Raw genomic sequence first — 18,009 nt, forward strand, 5'->3', positions numbered from 1 at the left:
AACGCTCGATCGGCCGCGGCGACCGTGTCCAGCCAGCGAAAACCAAGCAGCCAGGGCAACGCGACGACCAGCAGTACGAGCATCAGCAGCGGCGCGCCGATGCGTCCGGCGAGGCGGCCCGCACCGCTCATCACCCAGTGCCCGAGCGCATCGCCGGCAGGCGAGAAGAGCGCGGCTTCGAGCGCGCAACTCGCGGCGAGCACGCACACGAAGCCGAGCCATAGGCGAATCGTCCCGGGGCCGCGCAAGCCATCGCCGCCGGGCAGCGCCGCCTTGATCAGACGCCACAAAAAGGGAAGAAACCAGAAGGCAGAGACGCCGAACCAGCCCAGAACGACCGTATGCATGCGAGAGCGAGAACGAGACGAGGAAGCGCCAAACCCGGCGAGTTTAACCGTTAGCGGGCCGCAACGCTTCGGTTGGCGGCCCGATGCTTATCGGCCGGCTGCCTGGAACGTGAGTGTCGCCCCGTCGTCGGTGACGATTTGCAATTGAGGAGGGGAGTGCCATTGCACGCCGGTTTTGCCGACATGCGTCAAGGCATCGAGATAGTCGCGTTCGAGCGCGTCGCGTGAGCTGCCGCATGCCATGCGCGTCGTCACGAACGTACCGAACGAGAGCTGACCGTCTTTGAGCGTATACACCCCGTTGAACCGGTTGCAGCCGGCGAAGCCGTGCGCGCGGCGCTGACCCTTGGCCGTCGACAGGACGAGGGTGGGGCGTACATCGAGGCCGAGTGCGGCTACGTCGCGCTCGCGGCCGTCGGCCGTTTTCCAGGCGGCGAGCGTCCAGCTCGTGTCGTCGAGCAACTGAACCGCGGCGCGATTGAAGGGATCGCTTGGCGGCGCGGCCGAATCAGGGTGCGTCGGCATTGCGCAGCCCGCAAGCGCCGCAGCCATGAGCGCGAGCGACACCCGGAAAGCGTATCTTGCCGCCCGCTGCGGCGCGATGAACGAACTCGGCATGACTGGCGTCTTTCCTTCGGTGTGCTGGCGAAGGCGTAAGGGTAACGCACTCCGGCGAGCGTCAGGCGGATTGCGCGCATGCTAGCATCGCGTTTTCCCGCATTACCGCTCACCCGCTTCACGAAGAGGTTTCGCCATGCAGATCGGTCAACGACTCGGCACGCCGCTCACGCCCGGCGCCACGCGCGTCATGCTGCTCGGCGCCGGCGAGCTGGGCAAGGAAGTCATCATCGCCTTGCAGCGGCTCGGTGCCGAAACCATCGCCGTGGACCGCTATCCGAACGCGCCGGGCCATCAAGTCGCGCATCGCGCGCATGTCATCGACATGACGGATCCGGCTGCCATCGCCGAACTCGTGCGCGTCGAGCGGCCGCATCTGATCGTGCCCGAGATCGAGGCGATCGCCACCGATGCGCTTGCCGAAATCGAAGCAGCGGGCCTCGCCGAAGTCATCCCGACCGCGCGTGCCACACAGCTCACGATGAATCGCGAAGGCATTCGCCGGCTGGCGGCCGAGACGCTCGGGCTGCCGACGTCGCCTTATGCGTTCGCCGAATCGTTCGACGCCTTCAAGGCGGCGGTGGCCCGTATCGGCTATCCGTGCGTGGTCAAGCCCGTGATGTCGTCTTCGGGCAAGGGGCAGTCGGTCCTCGAGAGCGAGGCCGACCTCGAGCCCGCATGGCAATATGCGACGGCGGGCGCGCGCGTGAACGTGGGACGCGTCATCGTCGAAGGCTTCGTCACGTTCGACTACGAGATCACGCTGCTCACGGTGCGCGCCGTCGATCCGCGAACGGGCACCGTCGAAACATCGTTTTGCGAGCCGATCGGCCACCTGCAGGTGGCGGGAGACTATGTCGAATCGTGGCAGCCGCAGCCGATGTCGGCTGCGGCGCTCGCCCGCTCGCGGGAGATCGCGCAAAACATCACCGGCGCGCTGGGTGGCCGCGGCGTTTTCGGCGTCGAATTCTTCGTGCGCGGCGACGAAGTCTGGTTCTCCGAAGTCAGTCCGCGTCCGCATGACACCGGGCTCGTCACGCTGCGCTCGCAGCGCCTGTCGGAGTTCGAGTTGCACGCGCGCGCGATTCTCGGCCTGCCTGTCGATACCGCGCTCGTGGCGCCCGGCGCATCGGCGGTGATCTACGGCGGACTCGATGAAGCCGGCATTGCATTCGAAGGTGTGCGCGAAGCGCTCGCCGTTCCCGATTCCGACTTGCGCCTTTTCGGCAAACCCGAAAGCTTCAAGAAGCGGCGCATGGGCGTGGCGGTGGCAACGGGTGGCGACATCCGCGAGGCGCGCGAGCGTGCGAAGGCAGCGGCTTCGGCCGTGCGGCCCGTGTCGACGCGGTAGGGCGTTATCCAGGGCGCTGGATCGCCGCAATGTGCGCTTGCGGCTCGCGTCATCGCGCGGTGCTACAATACCGGCCTTTCCGGCGGCACATGTCTGCAGCCGGGTACGGCCACGCCCATTGGCGCGGCCCACTAGCCGGCGTCGATGCCGCCGAGCCGCCTCCGTGGCCCATGGGCCGCCTGCCGCGCGCGACCGACGCCTGCGCCACGCGGCGCACTTTTAGCGAACGCCACTATGTCAGATCCCGCTGCCCAGTCCACCGTCGCGACCTTTGATCAGTTCGGCCTTGCCGCCGACATCCTCAAAGCGGTCGTCGAGCAGGGCTACACCACGCCCACGCCGATTCAGGCGGAGGCGATTCCGGTCGTCCTCGCCGGCCGCGACGTGATGGGCGCCGCCCAGACCGGCACCGGCAAGACGGCGAGTTTCTCGCTGCCGATCATCCAGCGGCTGCTGCCGCAGGCGAGCACGAGTGCCTCGCCCGCGCGGCATCCGGTCCGCGCGTTGATCCTCACGCCGACGCGCGAGCTCGCCGATCAGGTTGCCGCCAACGTGCATGCGTACGCCAAGCACACGCCGATCAGAAGCGCGGTGGTGTTCGGCGGTGTCGACATGAACCCGCAGTCCGCCGAGTTGCGGCGCGGCGTCGAAATTCTGATCGCCACGCCCGGGCGGCTGCTCGATCACGTGCAACAAAAGACGGTCAATCTCGGCCAGGTGCAGATGCTCGTGCTCGACGAAGCGGATCGCATGCTCGACATGGGGTTTCTGCCCGATCTGCAGCGCATCCTGAATTTGTTGCCGAAGGAGCGCCAGACGCTGCTCTTTTCAGCCACGTTTTCGCCCGAGATCAAGAAGCTCGCAGCGACCTACCTGCGCAACCCGCAAACGATCGAAGTCGCTCGCAGCAACTCGACGGCGACCAATGTCACGCAGATCGTCTACGAAGTGGCCGAAGGCGACAAGCAAGGCGCCGTCGTGCAGTTGATTCGCGAGCGCGGACTCAAGCAGGTCATCGTGTTTTGCAACAGCAAGATCGGCGCGGGGCGGCTCGCCCGGCAGCTCGAGCGCGATGGTGTCGTGGCCTCCGCGATTCATGGCGATAAATCGCAAAACGAGCGGATGCAGGCGCTCGACGCATTCAAGCGCGGCGAGATCGAAGCGCTGGTCGCCACCGATGTGGCCGCGCGCGGTCTCGATATCGTGGAACTGCCGGCGGTCATCAATTTCGATCTGCCGTTCAACGCCGAGGACTACGTCCACCGCATCGGTCGTACGGGGCGAGCGGGCGCATCGGGCGATGCGCTATCGCTTTGCAGCCCTAACGAACGCAAGCAGCTCGCCGATATCGAGAAGCTCATCAAACGTCCGCTTGTCATTCAGCCGCTCGCGGTCGACGCGCCTCCCCGTCATCCGCGCGAGGAGCGCGCGCGGCGCGAGCGCGACGATCGCCCCGGCCGTCGCCGCGCCGCGCCGGCCCACGATCGGCCGGTGCACCGGCATTCGCACGCGCCGGTCGACGATTTCTTTTTCAAACCCTACGAGCCTTCGCCATCGGCACTCCAGCACGACGAAGCGCGCGCCGCCGAACCCGCAACACCGTCGAAGACGGCACCCAAGCAGCCGCTCGCCGCGCTGCTGGGCGGCTTCGGCATGCCCCGCCGCAACTCTTCCTCTTCCTGAGCTCGACGCGGCGGCCGTTATCGCCGCGGCACTTCGAAACGCCGAGCCCAGAGCGTGGTGGCTTCCTCGTGAAACGCCGCGAGTGTCGTCGCGTTCCAGTTACCGCTCGCGGGTACGAGATCGAGATGACGCGCCGCATCTTGCAGCGCGGGCAGCGGCCGACTGACATCGAGCGGGGCAGCGCCGGTTTGCTTGCTGAGCTTTTCGCCATTCGCGTCCGTGACGAGCGGTACGTGCAGGTAGGCGGGCTCGGGCAGGCCAAGACACCGCTGCAGATAGATCTGGCGCGCGGTCGAATCGAGCAGGTCGGCACCGCGCACGACATGCGTAATGCCCTGATCGGCATCGTCGACGATGACGGCGAGTTGGTAGGCCCATTGTCCATCGGCGCGCTTCACGACGAAGTCGCCGACTTCCGTGGCGAGATCCTGCTGTTGGGCGCCTTGCCAGCGGTCCTCGAACGAAACGATCGCCGCCGCCCCATCGGGCACCCGCACGCGCCACGCGCGCGCCGGCTTGCCGGCGAGCCCGCCGCGACAGGTGCCAGGGTAGGCCAGCGTCGCATGGCGCGCGCTGCGGCTTGCCAGCGAATCGGCAATTTCCTTGCGCGTGCAGCCGCACGGATAGACGAGTCCTGTCGCGCTGAGCTGCGCGAATGCGCGGGCGTAAAGGGGCGTGCGCGTGCTTTGCCAGACCGGCGGGTCGTCGGGCCGCATGCCGAAGCGTTCGAGCGTCGCGAGGATCTCCCGGTCGGCGCCCGGCACCGTGCGCGGGCCGTCGATATCCTCGATGCGAACGAGCCAGGCGCCGCCGTGTGCGCGTGCATCGAGCCAGCTCGCGAGTGCGCCCACGAGCGAGCCGAAGTGCAGGGGACCGGTCGGCGAAGGGGCGAACCGGCCGCGATAGGCGGCTCGCGACGCAGCGCAGCCGACGGCGGCCGCAGCGGTTTGCCCGGCCTGAGCGGTCATGATCGATCGGCTCAGGCAGCCCGCGCCGACTCGCGCCGCGGGTGGCAGGCCGGGCAGTACTTGCCGGCTTCGTAAAGCGGCGAACGCTGCGCTTCTTGCGTCACCACGGCACGGCAGCCGAAGCACTGGGTCGTCGGCGTCGGCTCGAGCCGCGGATCGACCGCGGTCCGATAGTCGAAGACGAAACATTCGCCGTGGTAATGGGCGCCGCCGACTTCCTCGAAGTATTTCAGAATGCCGCCTTCGAGCTGGTACACATGCCCGAGGCCGATCTCCTTCATGTGAATGGCAGCCTTCTCGCAGCGAATGCCACCCGTGCAGAACGAGACGACGGTCTTGTCGGCCAACGCGTCGCGATGCGCAGCCACGGCTTCCGGGAACTCGCTGAACTTCGCGATGCGGTAATCGATCGCATCGTCGAACGTACCGACGTCGACTTCGAACGCGTTGCGCGTATCGAGCATGACGACGGGCCGGCCCGCATCGTCGTGTCCGCTATCGAGCCAGCGCTTGAGCGTCGCCGCGTCGACCGCGGGGGCGCGGCCGAGCTCGGGCTGGATCGCCGGCTTTTTCATCGTGATGATTTCGCGCTTGAGCTTGACGAGCATGCGCCGGAATGGCTGCGCGGGCGACAGACTCTCCTTGAACGCCAGCGACGAGAATTTGCCCTCGAACAGGGCGTCGTGACGGATGTAGTCGATGAAGGCATCGGCGGCTTCGCGCGTGCCCGCGACGAACAAATTGATGCCTTCGGGCGAGAGCAGGATGGTGCCGCGCAGACCGAGTGCGGCACAGCGTTCGGCGACGAGCGGGCGCCAGGCCTGGATGGCGTTGAGTGTGACGAACCGGTAGGCGGCGAGATTGACGATGCTCATGATGGCGATGCGGACTCGGGCGAGCGCGCGCGCATGGCAGCGGGCGCGAGGGCGCACAAACTGGGAAAACGCGTATTATCCCGCAAACGGGCGACGGCCCGCGCGCGGACGTGCGCGCGAGCCGTTGCGCACGAAGCCCGAAGGCGGTCGATTCGGCGCATACCGGGGCCAACCGCGGCGAATCGGACGGGCAAAGCCGGGGCTGCTCGGATGTACAATACCGCCCATGCCAGATCCACGTTTCGTCCATCTCCGCGTTCATTCCGAATTCTCGATCGCCGACGGCATCGTGCGCCTCGACGACATCGTCGAAGCCGCCGCCGAGGACGGGCAGGGCGCGCTTGCGCTGACCGACCTCGCCAACGCTTTTGGGCTCGTCCGTTTCTACAAGGAAGCGCGCGGCAAGGGCATCAAGCCGATCGCCGGCTGCGACGTGTGGGTCACCAATAGCGCCGATCGCGACAAGCCGTCGCGCCTGCTGCTGCTCGTCAAGGATCGCCGCGGGTATCTGAACCTTTGCGAGCTGCTGACGCGGGCGTGGCTCACGAATCAATACCGCGGGCGCGCCGAAGTCGATCCCGCCTGGTTCGACACGCCGCTGGCCCTTGGGCTCATCGCGCTCTCGGGTGCTCAGCAGGGCGACATAGGCCTCGCACTTGCAGCGGGCAACAAGGAAGCCGCGCGACGCCACGCCATGCACTGGGCCGAGCGCTTTCCGAACGCGTTTTACATCGAACTGCAGCGCTGCGGCCAGCCGGGCGGCGAGACGTACGTGCACGAAGCGGTCGAGCTCGCATCGGCGCTGCAATTGCCCGTCGTCGCGACGCATCCCGTGCAGTTCATGACGGCGGACGATTTCACCGCGCACGAGGCGCGCGTCTGTATTTCGGAAGGCGATATGCTGGCGAATCCGCGCCGGCAAAAGCGTTTCACGACGGCTCAGCATTTTCTGACTCAGGACGAGATGGCGCGGCTTTATGCCGATATCCCGTCCGCCATCGCGAATACGGTCGAAATCGCGAAGCGCTGCAACCTCACGCTCGAGCTCGGCAAGCCGAAGCTGCCGCTTTTTCCGACCCCCGATGGCATGTCGCTCGACGAGTACCTCGTGCAGCTCTCGAAAGACGGGCTCGAGCGCCGGCTCGTCGAACTCTATCCCGACGAAGCGAAGCGCAACGAAGCGCGCGAAAGCTATTTCGAGCGGCTCGAGTTCGAGTGCGGCACGATCGTCAAGATGGGCTTTCCGGGCTACTTCCTGATCGTCGCGGACTTCATCAACTGGGCGAAGAACAACGGCGTGCCGGTGGGTCCCGGGCGCGGCTCGGGCGCGGGCTCGCTCGTCGCCTACGCGCTGGGCATCACCGACCTCGATCCGCTGCGCTACAACCTGCTGTTCGAGCGCTTCCTGAACCCTGAACGCGTGTCGATGCCGGACTTCGACATCGACTTTTGCCAGGAAGGACGCGATCGCGTCATTCAGTACGTGAAGGGCAAGTACGGCGCGGATGCGGTGTCGCAAATCGCGACGTTCGGCACGATGGCGGCCAAGGCCGCCGTGCGCGATATCGGCCGCGTGCTCGATCTCGGCTACACGTTCACGGACGGCGTGGCGAAGCTGATCCCGTTCAAGCCGGGCAAGCATGTCACGATCGCCGACGCGATGAAGGAAGAGCCGCTGCTGCAAGAGCGCTACGACAACGAGGACGAGGTCCGCCAACTGCTCGATCTCGCGCAGCGCGTCGAGGGCCTGACGCGCAACGTGGGCATGCACGCGGGCGGCGTCCTGATCGCGCCTGGCAAACTGACCGACTTCTGTCCGCTCTATACGCAGGGCGACGACGGCGGTGTCGTGAGCCAGTACGACAAGGACGATGTCGAGGCGGTCGGCCTCGTGAAGTTCGACTTTCTCGGGCTGACGACGCTGACGATCCTGGATTGGGCCGAGCGCTACATCCGCCGGCTCGACCCCGCGAAAGCGGACTGGTCGCTCGCGCAAGTGCCGCTCGACGATCAAGCGTCGTTCTCGATCCTCAAAAAAGCGAATACGGTCGCCGTGTTCCAGCTGGAAAGCCGCGGCATGCAAGGCATGCTGAAGGACGCGCAGCCCGATCGCTTCGAGGACATCATCGCGCTCGTGGCGCTGTACCGTCCGGGCCCGATGGATCTGATTCCGAGCTTTTGCGCCCGCAAGCACGGCCGCGAGACGGTGGAGTATCCCGATCCGCGCGTCGAGCCTGTTCTGAAAGAGACCTACGGCATCATGGTCTATCAGGAGCAGGTGATGCAGATGGCCCAGATCATCGGCGGCTATTCGCTCGGCGGCGCGGATTTGCTGCGCCGGGCGATGGGCAAGAAAAAGGCCGAGGAGATGGCCAAGCATCGCGAGCTCTTTCGCGAGGGCGCCGCGAAAAACGGGCTCAGCGGGGCAAAGGCCGACGAGATCTTCGACTTGATGGAGAAGTTCGCCGGCTACGGCTTCAACAAGTCGCACGCCGCTGCATACGCGCTGCTCGCCTACTACACCGCGTGGCTCAAGGCGCATCATCCGGCCGAATTCATGGCAGCCAACATGAGCTTGGCCATGGACGACACCGACAAGGTGAAGATCCTCTACGAGGATTGCAAGGCGAACGGCATGAGCGTGCTGCCGCCCGACATCAATTGCTCGGCCTACCGTTTCGAGCCGGTCGCCGAACCGGATGGCAAGCGCGCCCGCACGATTCGCTACGGTCTGGGCGCCGTCAAGGGCAGCGGCCAGAATGCGATCGAGGAAATTTTGCGCGCGCGGGAGGCGGGCCCGTTCGTCGACCTATTCGATTTCTGTGCCCGCATCGACCGGCGCGTCGTCAACCGGCGCACCGTGGAAGCGCTCATCCGTGCCGGCGCGTTCGACACGCTGCACGCGAATCGCGCTCAGCTGATTGCGTCGGTGCCGCTCGCGATGGAGGCGGCCGATCAGGCGAGCGCCAACGCGATGCAGGCGGGGCTGTTCGAAATGGACGATGGGCCTTCGCAAGGGCATGAGCTCGTCGACGAGCCGGCCTGGCCCGAAAAGCGCAAGCTGCAGGAAGAAAAGACGGCGCTCGGCTTTTACCTCTCGGGCCATCTTTTCGATGCCTACAAGGGCGAGGTGCGCCGGTTCGTACGTCAAAAGCTCGGCGAGCTCAAGGAAGGGCGCGACAAGCTCGTGGCGGGGATCATCGTTTCGCTGCGCACGCAGATGACTCAGCGCGGCAAGATGCTGATCGCGCTCATCGACGACGGCTCGGGGCAGTGCGAAGTGACGGTCTTCAACGAGCAATACGAGGCGAACAAGGCCGTGTTCAAGGAGGACGAGTTGCTCGTCGTGCAAGGGCAGGCGCGCAACGATGCCTTCACGGGCGGCATTCGTTTCACCGTGGATTCGGTCATGGATCTCGAGCGTGCGCGCAGTCGTTACGCGCAGGCGGTGAAGGTCAGCATGAACGGCAACGCGGATGCGGTGACCTTGCGGCGCGTGCTCGAGGCGCATTGCGCGCCGCCGGCCGAGGCGCAGCCGAGCGCGCCCGCGGCGGCGCCGTCGGCGGCCGGGCGGTTCGGGCCGCGCGGCGGTGGAGACGGCGCGCGTACACGTACGACGGCGCTGCCGAACGGACTTGCCGTGCAGATCGCTTACAGCAACGCGCACGCGCAAGGCGAAGTGAGGCTTGGCGACGCGTGGCGTGTGCGTCCCAGCGACGACCTGCTGAGCGCACTGCGCAGCGAATTTGCATCGAGCATTGTCGAAATCGTCTATTGATATGCCCCCTCCGACATCCGGCGCAGCGGGGCGATCGATCCATATCGGCATTTCCGCCAATGCGCTCAAACATGGAGGCGGGTTCGAGCGCTATGCGATGGATTTGGCTCGTGGCCTGGCAGCACGCGGCATCGAGCCCGATTTTTTCGCGCGCCGTTTCGATACGGGGTTGCCCGAATTCGCGCTCGTCGAGCCCCATAGGATCGGCGTTTCGTGGCTGCCGGGAAAACTGCGCGACCACTGGTTTTCCTGGAGGCTGCGCAGTGCCAAGCGTGCGGCGGGCGTGGACGTGCTGATTGGCTGCAATCGCGTGGATTCGTCCGACATCGCCGTTTGCGGAGGCACGCACCGCGGCTTTTTGCGCGCGATGGGCCGCGAGCCCACGCGCGCGGATCATTGGCAGATCTCGCTCGAAGCACGGCAATACGCCAACGCCGAAATCGTGGTTGCTCACTCCGAGCTGATGCGAGACGAGCTGCGTTCGCTTTATGGCTTGCCCGACGACAAGATCCGCCTCGTCTACCCGCCCGTCGATGCAGCCCGGTTTCACGCCGTCGACATGGACGCGCGTCGTACGCTACGTCGGCGCTTCGGCTTTGCCGACGATGAGGTCGTTCTGCTGTTCGCTTCGAGCTCCCACGCGCGTAAAGGCTTGCCGCTCATCGAGACGGTCGTGCGGCAAACGCGGCTGCCGGTCGTGGTCGCGGTGGCCGGACGGCCGCCCGAGCGCACGAGCGAGCGGATCCGCTACATTGGCTACCTCAAGGACCTGGAAGACGGTTACCGGGCCGCGGATTTCACCATTCTTGCTTCGAAGTACGAGCCGTTCGGCCTCGTCGCCATCGAATCGGCGATGTGCGGCACGCCCGCGATTGTCGCGGGGAACATCGGTTGCTGCGATGCCATTGCGCCGGAGCAGCGGTTCGTCTTCGCACCGGACGATGCCGCGGACTTGCATGCGGTGCTCGAGCGCGCGACCCGTGTCGCTCGCACGGGCCCGCAGCGTGCCTGGACGGCGGGTGGCCGAGCCGCCCTGGCCTACGACCCCGATGTGGCCGCCCATGTCGATGCGCTGCTCGGACTGGCATGGCAGATCGAGGCGCGGCGCCGCCAACCGGCGACGCGCACGGCGGCTGCTCACCGGCGATCGGCTTAGTGGCCTGCTTATAGGGCGCCTGCGCGCGCCGTTTCGCCGATCCAGTATACTTTTGCGGTTGCGCGCATGGCGGCACGATGCGCGAGCAGAGCAGAGCATGCGCTCATTTAGCGGGCCGGATCCGCTCCGTCAATCCCAAACCACCGGAAGGCGCCATGGATCGCGTTCTCATCGTGAAGGTCACATCGCTCGGCGACATCGTGCACGCGCAGCCGCTCGTGGACGATTTGCGCCGCAACTTTCCGGGGGTGAGCATCGACTGGGCCGCCGACGCCGCGTTCGCGGAGGTTTTGCGATGGAATCCGGGGATCGATCGTGTGCTGTGCGCGCCTTTGCGTCGTTTCAAGTCGCAGCGCGGTTTGACCGACTTCAAGCGCATTGCCGCATCGATCGCGGAATTGCGGCGCGTCCGGTACGACGCGGTCATCGACGTGCACGGCGTCTACAAGAGCGCCATCATTGCGTTTCTCGCCCGAGCTCGCGCACGGTACGGCTACCGGTCGGCGGACCTGGGCGAAAAAGGTGCGGCGTTCGCTTATTCAAGGCGATTCGCTCGGCCTGCCGAGCGCAACGCGTGGGAAGGCTTGCGCGAGAGCGTCGGGCAGGCTTTCGGCTATTCGATCGATACGCCGCCTCGGTTCGGCCTGAAGATACCGGCTCCCGCCGCGATTCCCGCTGCCGCCCGGCATGGGGCATTCGCGATCCTTTTCCACGCGACCTCGTGCGATGACAAGAAGTGGCCGCTTGAACACTGGCAGCGGCTCGGGACCCAATTACGGGCCCAGGGTCTTCGGGCTCTGCTCCCCTGGGGCTCGCAGGCCGAACATGCCGAAGCCCTCGCCATTGCGGAGGGCATCCCCGATGCGCTCGTGCTGCCGCGACTGTCGGTGCTCGAAATCGCGCAGCACATCGAACTCGCGTCGCTCATCGTCGGCACCGATACGGGCTTCGTGCACCTTGCCGCCGCGCTCCGTCAGCCTACGGTCATGATCTTTACGGCGACGTCGCGCCGCCATTTCGGTGTCAGCCTACCCGGTACCGCGGTATCGGTCGGAGATGAGGGCGACGTGCCTTCCGTCGGCGCAGTCGCCGACGCCGTCGCTTCCGTATGGCGGCCGGCCGCCACCGCACAAGCGCCGCGCACCGCCGCCTCGAGCATCGAGGTCTGATCGCGTGCAGCGTTACGCCGTCTGGCCGAGGCCGGACGGCGGCGGTTGCGCACCGTGCGGTTGGGCAATTCGCGCTCGGTCAGGCGGGATCCGGCCCATCGGCGTACGGTATACTGGCAAGCTTCCGAACGGGGCCGCCGGCGGCCATGCCGGGTCCCGAGCATCGAGCGTATCCCATAAAGGAGTGACGCCGCCGCGACAGTACGGACCGCTGGTTGCGGTGCGACGGTGTGTCTCGCCTCGAGGACTACACAACAAATGGCGGGGCGGGATTAGTTAGCCAATGAGTCGACTGTTAGGACGTATTCAGATCTTTGCGCGTGCATTGCCGCGGCTCGTGCTCAAGCCTTTTCGCCGCAAGTGCCTGCGGCCTCGCCGAATCTTGATTGCGCATCATCTCTTGCTCGGCGATACCCTTTTGCTCACGCCGTTGCTCGCGAAGCTGCGCGGTCTTTATCCGGACGCGCAAATCGTGCTCGCTTGTCCGAAAGCGATCGTGCCGCTCTACGCTGGCCGCCCGTTCGGCATCGATGCTCTGCCGTTCGATCCGCGCGATCCTCGTACCGTCCGTCACGTATTGCGCTCGGGCCCCTACGATCTCGGCATCGTCACCGGGGACAATCGTCATAGCTGGCTCGCCTACGGTGCGCGTTGCCGCTGGATCGTCGCGCATGCCGGCGACAGACCGGCGTGGAAGAACTGGCCCGTCGACGAACTGATCGCGTATCCGGAGCGACCGGCCGCGTGGGCCGATCTCGCGGCCGATCTCGTGCCAGGCGAGGCTCCGCCCCTTTACCGCCCCGAATTCTGGCCTGCGCCGGCGCCCGTGATATTCGACGATTCATTGCGGCCGCATACGCCCTATGTCGTGCTGCACCCCGGGGCCAGTACGGCGGTCAAGCGGTGGCCGATCGAGCGCTGGCGCGAACTCGCGTCGCGCGTCGAAGCGCTCGGCTATCGTGTCGTCTGGAGCGGAGGTGCGAGCGAAGCCGAACTCGTCCGACAAATTGATCCCGATTCGTCCCGGCTGAATTTCGCAGGGCGTCTCGGCCTGGCCGATCTCTGGCATTTATTTGCCGGGGCCAGGGCGCTCGTTTGCCCGGACACGGGAACGGCGCATCTCGCCCGCCTGATCGGCACGCCGGCCGTCACGCTTTTCGGTCCTGGCAACGCACAGATTCACGGAGCCGGACGTTATTGGAGCGCTGTGCCGTTCGTGCCGGTGACGATCGAGGACATGCCGTGCCGCAATCAGCCCGGTATCTTTCGCCGCGAGCTCGCCTGGGTGCGCCGCTGCGACCGCGATACGACGACTTGCCTCGATTGGCGCGGCGACCACGCGGGCTGCATGGGACGGCTCAGCGTCGACGCGGTGAACGAGGCATTGAAAGCCGCGCTGGAGGCGGCATGACGAACGTCCGCGCGGCGCTTGTCCGCTCGCTGTCGATTTCTTGTCCGCTCATTGCGTTCGCGGCGATGTTCGGCCATATGACGGGGGTCATCAATACGGGCCTCGCGCTGACCGGGCTGGGCGTGGTCGTCGCTGCCTGGTCGGCGCCTCGATCGTTGGCTCGGTGGCCGCTCGCCGTGCCGATCGGCTTATGGGCGGCATGGAGCCTTGCGGCTGTCGCGTGGTCCGCCTATCCGGCTTTGAGCCGGCACGCATGGTTCGATGAGGTTGTGTATCCGCTCGTCACGTTTTGGGGCTTTTGGTTGTTCGCGCAACGCGTGGGCCGGCCCGTCTGGGCAGCGTGGGCATGCTGGGCCGCCTGCCTGCTGCTGGCGGCGATCAGCGCTGTCTATCTCGGGCATTTACAGCCCCCCACGCCCGAGACTTTCCCGCTGCATTTCTACGCGCGCGTCGGCCATACGAGCACGCTCGCGATTTTTGCGATTCCGTTGTTCGCCGGGCTCATGATGGGCGAGCGCACCCGGCCCTTCGGACTGGTGGGCGTGGCATTGTGTGTGTTTATCGGTTTTGCCACGTTGAATCGGTTTTTTTGGCCGGCTGTTGCGGCGACGCTTTTCGTCGCGGCCTTTCCGCTTTATCGGCGACGTCTCAAATACGCGCTGGCCGTTTTGGTAGCCTTGTCCGCAATTGGCGGGATGCTGGCGATCTACGGTGGCGCGTTGCGCTTTGGCGAGCAGGCAGCGGCAGCAGCATCGAGTCCATCCGGTGCGACCGGGCAGCCGCACGAGGTGCCGCCCTCGCTCGTGGCGTTCGACGATGCGGTGCGCTCCGATACGCGGCCCAAGCTCTGGGCCTTTTACGGCCGCGAGGCGCTTCATCATGCCTGGCTCGGTGTAGGATTCGGCAAACCGTTGCCGGGCCTGGCGCTGCGTTCCGACATGCCTCCCGAGCTGCTCGCGCTCGAGCCCCAGGCTCCCACGCATGCCCACAATCTGTTCCTGAATACCTGGCTGCAGACCGGGGCGATCGGGGTCGTGCTGCAAAGCGTGCTGCTCGTGGCGCTGATGCTGCGCTACTGGCGGCTGCGGCGAGCCGACCCGTATATCGCGGCGGCTGGTATCGCGCTCGTCGTTGGCATGGTCACGAAGAATTTCACCGACGACTTCATGTGGAAGACGACGATGCTTGCTTTCTGGGCGTTCGCTGGTCTGTTGTTGGGCGCAGGCGAACGCGGACGCCATGAACCGAACTAGCGCCGGCGCATCCGGGGGGAGCGACGCGCTCGGCGATGCGGCCCGCCCCGTGCGTCCGGTACGCATTCTCTTCCATATCAACGATTTCGGGCGGGGAGGCACCGAGACGGCGCTCCTCGCATGGATCAATGCATTGGACAGGCGATGCTTCGTCCCGGCGGTGTCGGTGGCGTACCCGACTGACGACCTCGATTTCTGGCGCGGGCATTCGTTGCCCCCGGACGTGGAGGTGCATGTCCTCGCGCGGTCGCGCTGGAGCCATGTATTGCACCAGGCGCAGCGGCATCGCAAGCTCGGAAAATTCGAGAAGCTCGTGCATAAGCTGAGTACGCATGCCGCGATTCGCCCCCTGGTGGCGAGGCGTTTCCTGCAGATCGCGAGCCGGCATGACATCGTTTGCGATTTCGACCTTTCGTTGCGGCGCATTGCCGGACGCGCGGGTGTACCGTGGATCGGCGTCAGTCATTACAGCTTTGCCGCCCGACTCGGAAACAAGTCGGTGGGCCACCGGACCCGGCGTATCCGGCAATTCGAGCGTTATGCCGCCGTGGCGGTTCTCACGCCGGATATGTTGAGGGAAGCGCGTGGCCTTTTTCGCGGCACCGAGGCGCGTGCAGAGGAACTGCCGAACGTGATTCAGATCGACTCGATCCGTCGGCGCGCCGAGGAGCCCGTGCCCAAGCCGGACTCGCCGTTTATCGTATCGGTTGCGCGCCTCGACGAAGGGCAAAAGGATCATCGGACGCTGTTGTGTGCATACGCGAAAGCGCGTGAGCGCCTGCCCGGGATCGGCCAACTGCTGCTGATCGGCGAAGGCCCTGACCGTGCATCGCTCGAGGCATTGGCGAAGGAGCTCGGCATTCATGATGCGGTTCGCTTTCTCGGTTTTTGCAGTAACCCATTCCCTTACATTCGCGCAGCGGAGATGCTGGTGCTGAGCAGCCGGTATGAAGGCTTCGGCATGGTTCTCGGCGAGGCCATGGCGCTCGGCACCCCGGTCATCTCGGCCGATTGCCCGACGGGGCCGCGCGATTTGCTCGAAGGCGGCGAAGCCGGGCTGCTGGTGAAGCCCGGCGACGCGGACGGCATGTGCGAGGCGATGATCCGCTTGAGTGTCGATGGGCAGTTGCGCGATACCGTGAGGCGGCGCGCGCAAGACAAGGTCCGGACATTTTCTCCAACGAGCGCGAATGCGCGCATGCTCGTGCTCGCACAGCGATTCTGTCCGGGTATCTTCGATGCATCGGGCCGCAGTTCGGCCGCAATCGCCGATTGAACCGGCGTAATTTATTCTTCGCATCGTGAACGAGTCCGCTGCCCCTTCCAATCCTCCGCGCACGGTCGCCGTCGTGTGCACCCAGCGCATCGGCGACGTTTTGCTCGCCACTGCGTTGGTGCGATCGATCAAGCGGCAGTGGCCGGACGCCGAGATCGACATGATCGTCTATCGCGGTACCGAGGGTGTGCTCGAGCACAATCCCGACCTCAGAAATGCGGTCACGGTTGAGCGCCGCGCGTCGTGGCGCGAGCGGCTCGCGAGCGCGGCGCGTCTTTGGCGCCGCTACGATATCGCCTGCGCCACGCTCGCCTCGAGCCGTTGCCGTTTCTATGCCTGGGCAGCCGGGCGGTGGCGTGTCGGACTCTTCGATCCCGATCGTCCAAAACGCGCGACCCGGTTTTTGTTGCATCGTCTGGCGCCGGACGAGCATCGGCGCGTTCACACGGTGACGAGCTATCTCGCCCTCGCGCCGGTTCTGGGCGTTGCCCCGGTGGGCGAGGTGGTGGCTCCGGGGATCGGCGACGATCCCACGCGCCGGGCCGCATTCGACGCCCGGCTCGCGGCAGGCCGTGGCACGCCGCCGCGGCCGCTTGTCGTCGTCCACCCCTATCCGATGTTTGCCTACAAGCAGTGGCATGCGCAAGGATGGTTGCAACTGATCGACTGGCTGCGCGCCCAAGGCTTTGTCGTTGCGCTGAGCGGCGGGCCGGCGTCCGCCGAGCTCGAGTACGCGCGACGCATTGCCGAGTCGGCAAGCGAGCCGGTCATGAACTTCGTCGGTCAATTGAGCCTTGGCGAGACCGCCGAAATGATCCGGCGCGCCGTACTTTTCGTTGGGCCGGACACCGGTGTCACGCATATCGCCGCCGCGTGCGGTACACCGACGGTGGCGCTGTTCGGGCCGTCGAATCCTTGTCGCTGGGGACCATGGCCGCGCGACTGGCCTGCCGGCAACGAACCCTGGCCGCTGCGCGGGTCGGGCCGCCGCGGCAACGTGTTCCTGCTGCAAGGCGAGGGAGAGTGTGTGCCCTGCAAGGCGGAAGGGTGCGAGCGGCACCTCGCGAGCGAGAGCCGGTGTCTGACCGAACTCGACGCGAAGCGGGTGATCGATGCGGCGAAGGTCATGCTCGGTCTTCCAACGGCGTCAGCCGCCGGCGACACGCAGCCGCTCGTTCGCCTCCCGGTCGAACGCGGCTGAACTGCGCGTTGGGCTCGCGTGCCAGTGGGCATGCGGTTGCATGCTCAGCGCCGCTCGTTTTGCCGCGCCAGCCAGGCGAGTTTGACGAACCGGTAATAGACCGTCTGCGCGTTGAACACCGCGATCATGAAGCCCGCGCGCCCGTCGCTGAAGCCGCGGCGCAGCACATACGTGCGCACGAAAGCCCATAGTCCGCGCGCGAGCGCCACGCCCAGCCCTCCGCGCTCGCCGGCGGCGAAACGCTGACGCGCTCCCGCGCTCGAGTAGGCATCGAGCTTGCGCAGCACCGTCTCGAAGTCCTCGTACGAGTAATGCAGCAGCTTGCCTTCGAGGCGTTCGGCCGGCCCATCGAAGACGAGGCGCTCATGAACGAGATCGTCGGAAAAGCGCGCGGCGTCGCGTCTGAACAAGCGCGGTATCCAGTCCGGATACCAGCCGCTGTGGCGGATCCAGTCGCCGCAAAAGCTCGAGAGCCGATCCACCGCGTAGACGCTCGCGCGTGGCGCGCGAAGCGCTTCGTCGATCGAGCGGGCCAACTCGGGCGACACGATCTCGTCGGTATCGATCGACAGCACCCAGTCGGTGTCGAGCGCTGCGACAGCGCGGTTTTTCTGCGGCCCGAAGCCGGGCCAGTCCGTCTCGACGAGCACGCGCGCGCCGCGTGCGCGCGCGATGGCGACCGTGGCGTCTCGACTGCCGCCGTCGACGACGACGATGTCGTCGGCGAATGCCACCGCATCGAGGCATTGCGCGAGATGCGCCTCACTGTTGAGCGCGATGATGGCGACGCCGAGCGTCGGACGGGCAGGGGGCGGGTTCGTGGCGGACACGGCGGGCATGGGTCGCGTCGTGGAAAGTGAGCGGAGTATACAGGCCGGAGTGTGCCTCGGACGTCCCGCGTGCTTCGGGGCGTCGGTGGCCCG

The 18,009-nt window shown here is 66.1% G+C and carries 14 protein-coding genes; 9 read left to right on the forward strand and 5 right to left on the reverse strand.

Annotated elements, in window-relative coordinates:
- Nucleotides 1–347: DNA translocase FtsK 4TM domain-containing protein (locus ACO1XS_RS16700; protein ID WP_486391198.1), on the reverse strand; the 347-nt coding region annotated here is incomplete at its 3' end.
- Between the two features lie 87 nt (nt 348–434).
- On the reverse strand, nt 435–965 hold the full coding sequence (locus ACO1XS_RS16705) for an META domain-containing protein (RefSeq protein WP_486391199.1): 531 nt from the start codon (nt 963–965) through the stop codon (nt 435–437).
- A gap of 136 nt (nt 966–1,101) precedes the next feature.
- Between ACO1XS_RS16705 and purT the strand changes: the two genes are divergently transcribed.
- Nucleotides 1,102–2,316 carry a formate-dependent phosphoribosylglycinamide formyltransferase gene (purT, locus tag ACO1XS_RS16710; RefSeq protein WP_486391200.1) on the forward strand — a complete coding sequence of 405 codons (1,215 nt, stop codon included), beginning with the start codon at nt 1,102–1,104 and terminating at the stop codon, nt 2,314–2,316.
- 234 nt (nt 2,317–2,550) lie between these two features.
- A complete protein-coding gene (locus ACO1XS_RS16715) occupies nt 2,551–3,999 on the forward strand; it encodes a DEAD/DEAH box helicase (protein ID WP_440560486.1) in 1,449 nt (482 codons plus the stop codon).
- A gap of 17 nt (nt 4,000–4,016) precedes the next feature.
- Here the strand turns inward: ACO1XS_RS16715 and gluQRS are convergent, their stop codons facing one another.
- Together gluQRS and ACO1XS_RS16725 are read right to left on the reverse strand one after the other, a co-directional pair.
- Nucleotides 4,017–4,967 (reverse strand): tRNA glutamyl-Q(34) synthetase GluQRS, encoded by a 951-nt coding sequence (gene gluQRS / locus ACO1XS_RS16720; RefSeq protein WP_331571782.1) that lies wholly within the window; start codon nt 4,965–4,967, stop codon nt 4,017–4,019.
- An 11-nt stretch (nt 4,968–4,978) separates the two neighbouring features.
- Entirely contained in the window at nt 4,979–5,842 is an 864-nt protein-coding gene (locus ACO1XS_RS16725; protein WP_331571780.1) for a sulfurtransferase, read from the reverse strand.
- A 217-nt stretch (nt 5,843–6,059) separates the two neighbouring features.
- Between ACO1XS_RS16725 and dnaE the strand changes: the two genes are divergently transcribed.
- The 7 genes from dnaE to ACO1XS_RS16760 all read left to right on the forward strand — a co-directional run bounded on the left by dnaE (nt 6,060) and on the right by ACO1XS_RS16760 (nt 17,086).
- A complete protein-coding gene (dnaE, locus tag ACO1XS_RS16730; RefSeq protein ID WP_486391213.1) occupies nt 6,060–9,620 on the forward strand; it encodes a DNA polymerase III subunit alpha in 3,561 nt (1,186 codons plus the stop codon).
- Nucleotides 9,621–9,657: 37 nt separating this feature from the next.
- Nucleotides 9,658–10,776: a glycosyltransferase family 4 protein gene (locus ACO1XS_RS16735; protein WP_331571860.1), complete on the forward strand. Its 1,119-nt coding sequence runs from the start codon at nt 9,658–9,660 to the stop codon at nt 10,774–10,776.
- A 155-nt stretch (nt 10,777–10,931) separates the two neighbouring features.
- The gene (gene waaC / locus ACO1XS_RS16740) at nt 10,932–11,945 is read left to right on the forward strand and encodes a lipopolysaccharide heptosyltransferase I (RefSeq protein ID WP_331571778.1); all 1,014 of its coding nucleotides are present in this window, start codon (nt 10,932–10,934) and stop codon (nt 11,943–11,945) included.
- A gap of 283 nt (nt 11,946–12,228) precedes the next feature.
- Complete coding sequence (locus tag ACO1XS_RS16745) at nt 12,229–13,356, forward strand: glycosyltransferase family 9 protein (protein WP_440558590.1); 1,128 nt, start codon at nt 12,229–12,231, stop codon at nt 13,354–13,356.
- Nucleotides 13,353–14,609 carry an O-antigen ligase family protein gene (locus tag ACO1XS_RS16750; protein ID WP_486391201.1) on the forward strand — a complete coding sequence of 419 codons (1,257 nt, stop codon included), beginning with the start codon at nt 13,353–13,355 and terminating at the stop codon, nt 14,607–14,609. The genes ACO1XS_RS16745 and ACO1XS_RS16750 overlap by 4 nt, the downstream gene beginning before the upstream one ends.
- Complete coding sequence (locus ACO1XS_RS16755; protein WP_486391202.1) at nt 14,596–15,885, forward strand: glycosyltransferase; 1,290 nt, start codon at nt 14,596–14,598, stop codon at nt 15,883–15,885. The genes ACO1XS_RS16750 and ACO1XS_RS16755 overlap by 14 nt, the downstream gene beginning before the upstream one ends.
- Before the next feature lie 25 nt (nt 15,886–15,910).
- Complete coding sequence (locus ACO1XS_RS16760) at nt 15,911–17,086, forward strand: glycosyltransferase family 9 protein (RefSeq protein ID WP_486391203.1); 1,176 nt, start codon at nt 15,911–15,913, stop codon at nt 17,084–17,086.
- Nucleotides 17,087–17,130: 44 nt separating this feature from the next.
- Here the strand turns inward: ACO1XS_RS16760 and ACO1XS_RS16765 are convergent, their stop codons facing one another.
- Nucleotides 17,131–17,925 (reverse strand): glycosyltransferase family 2 protein, encoded by a 795-nt coding sequence (locus ACO1XS_RS16765; protein WP_440558585.1) that lies wholly within the window; start codon nt 17,923–17,925, stop codon nt 17,131–17,133.
- Nucleotides 17,926–18,009 lie beyond the last annotated feature (84 nt).

This window comes from Trinickia sp., from assembly GCF_057351765.1.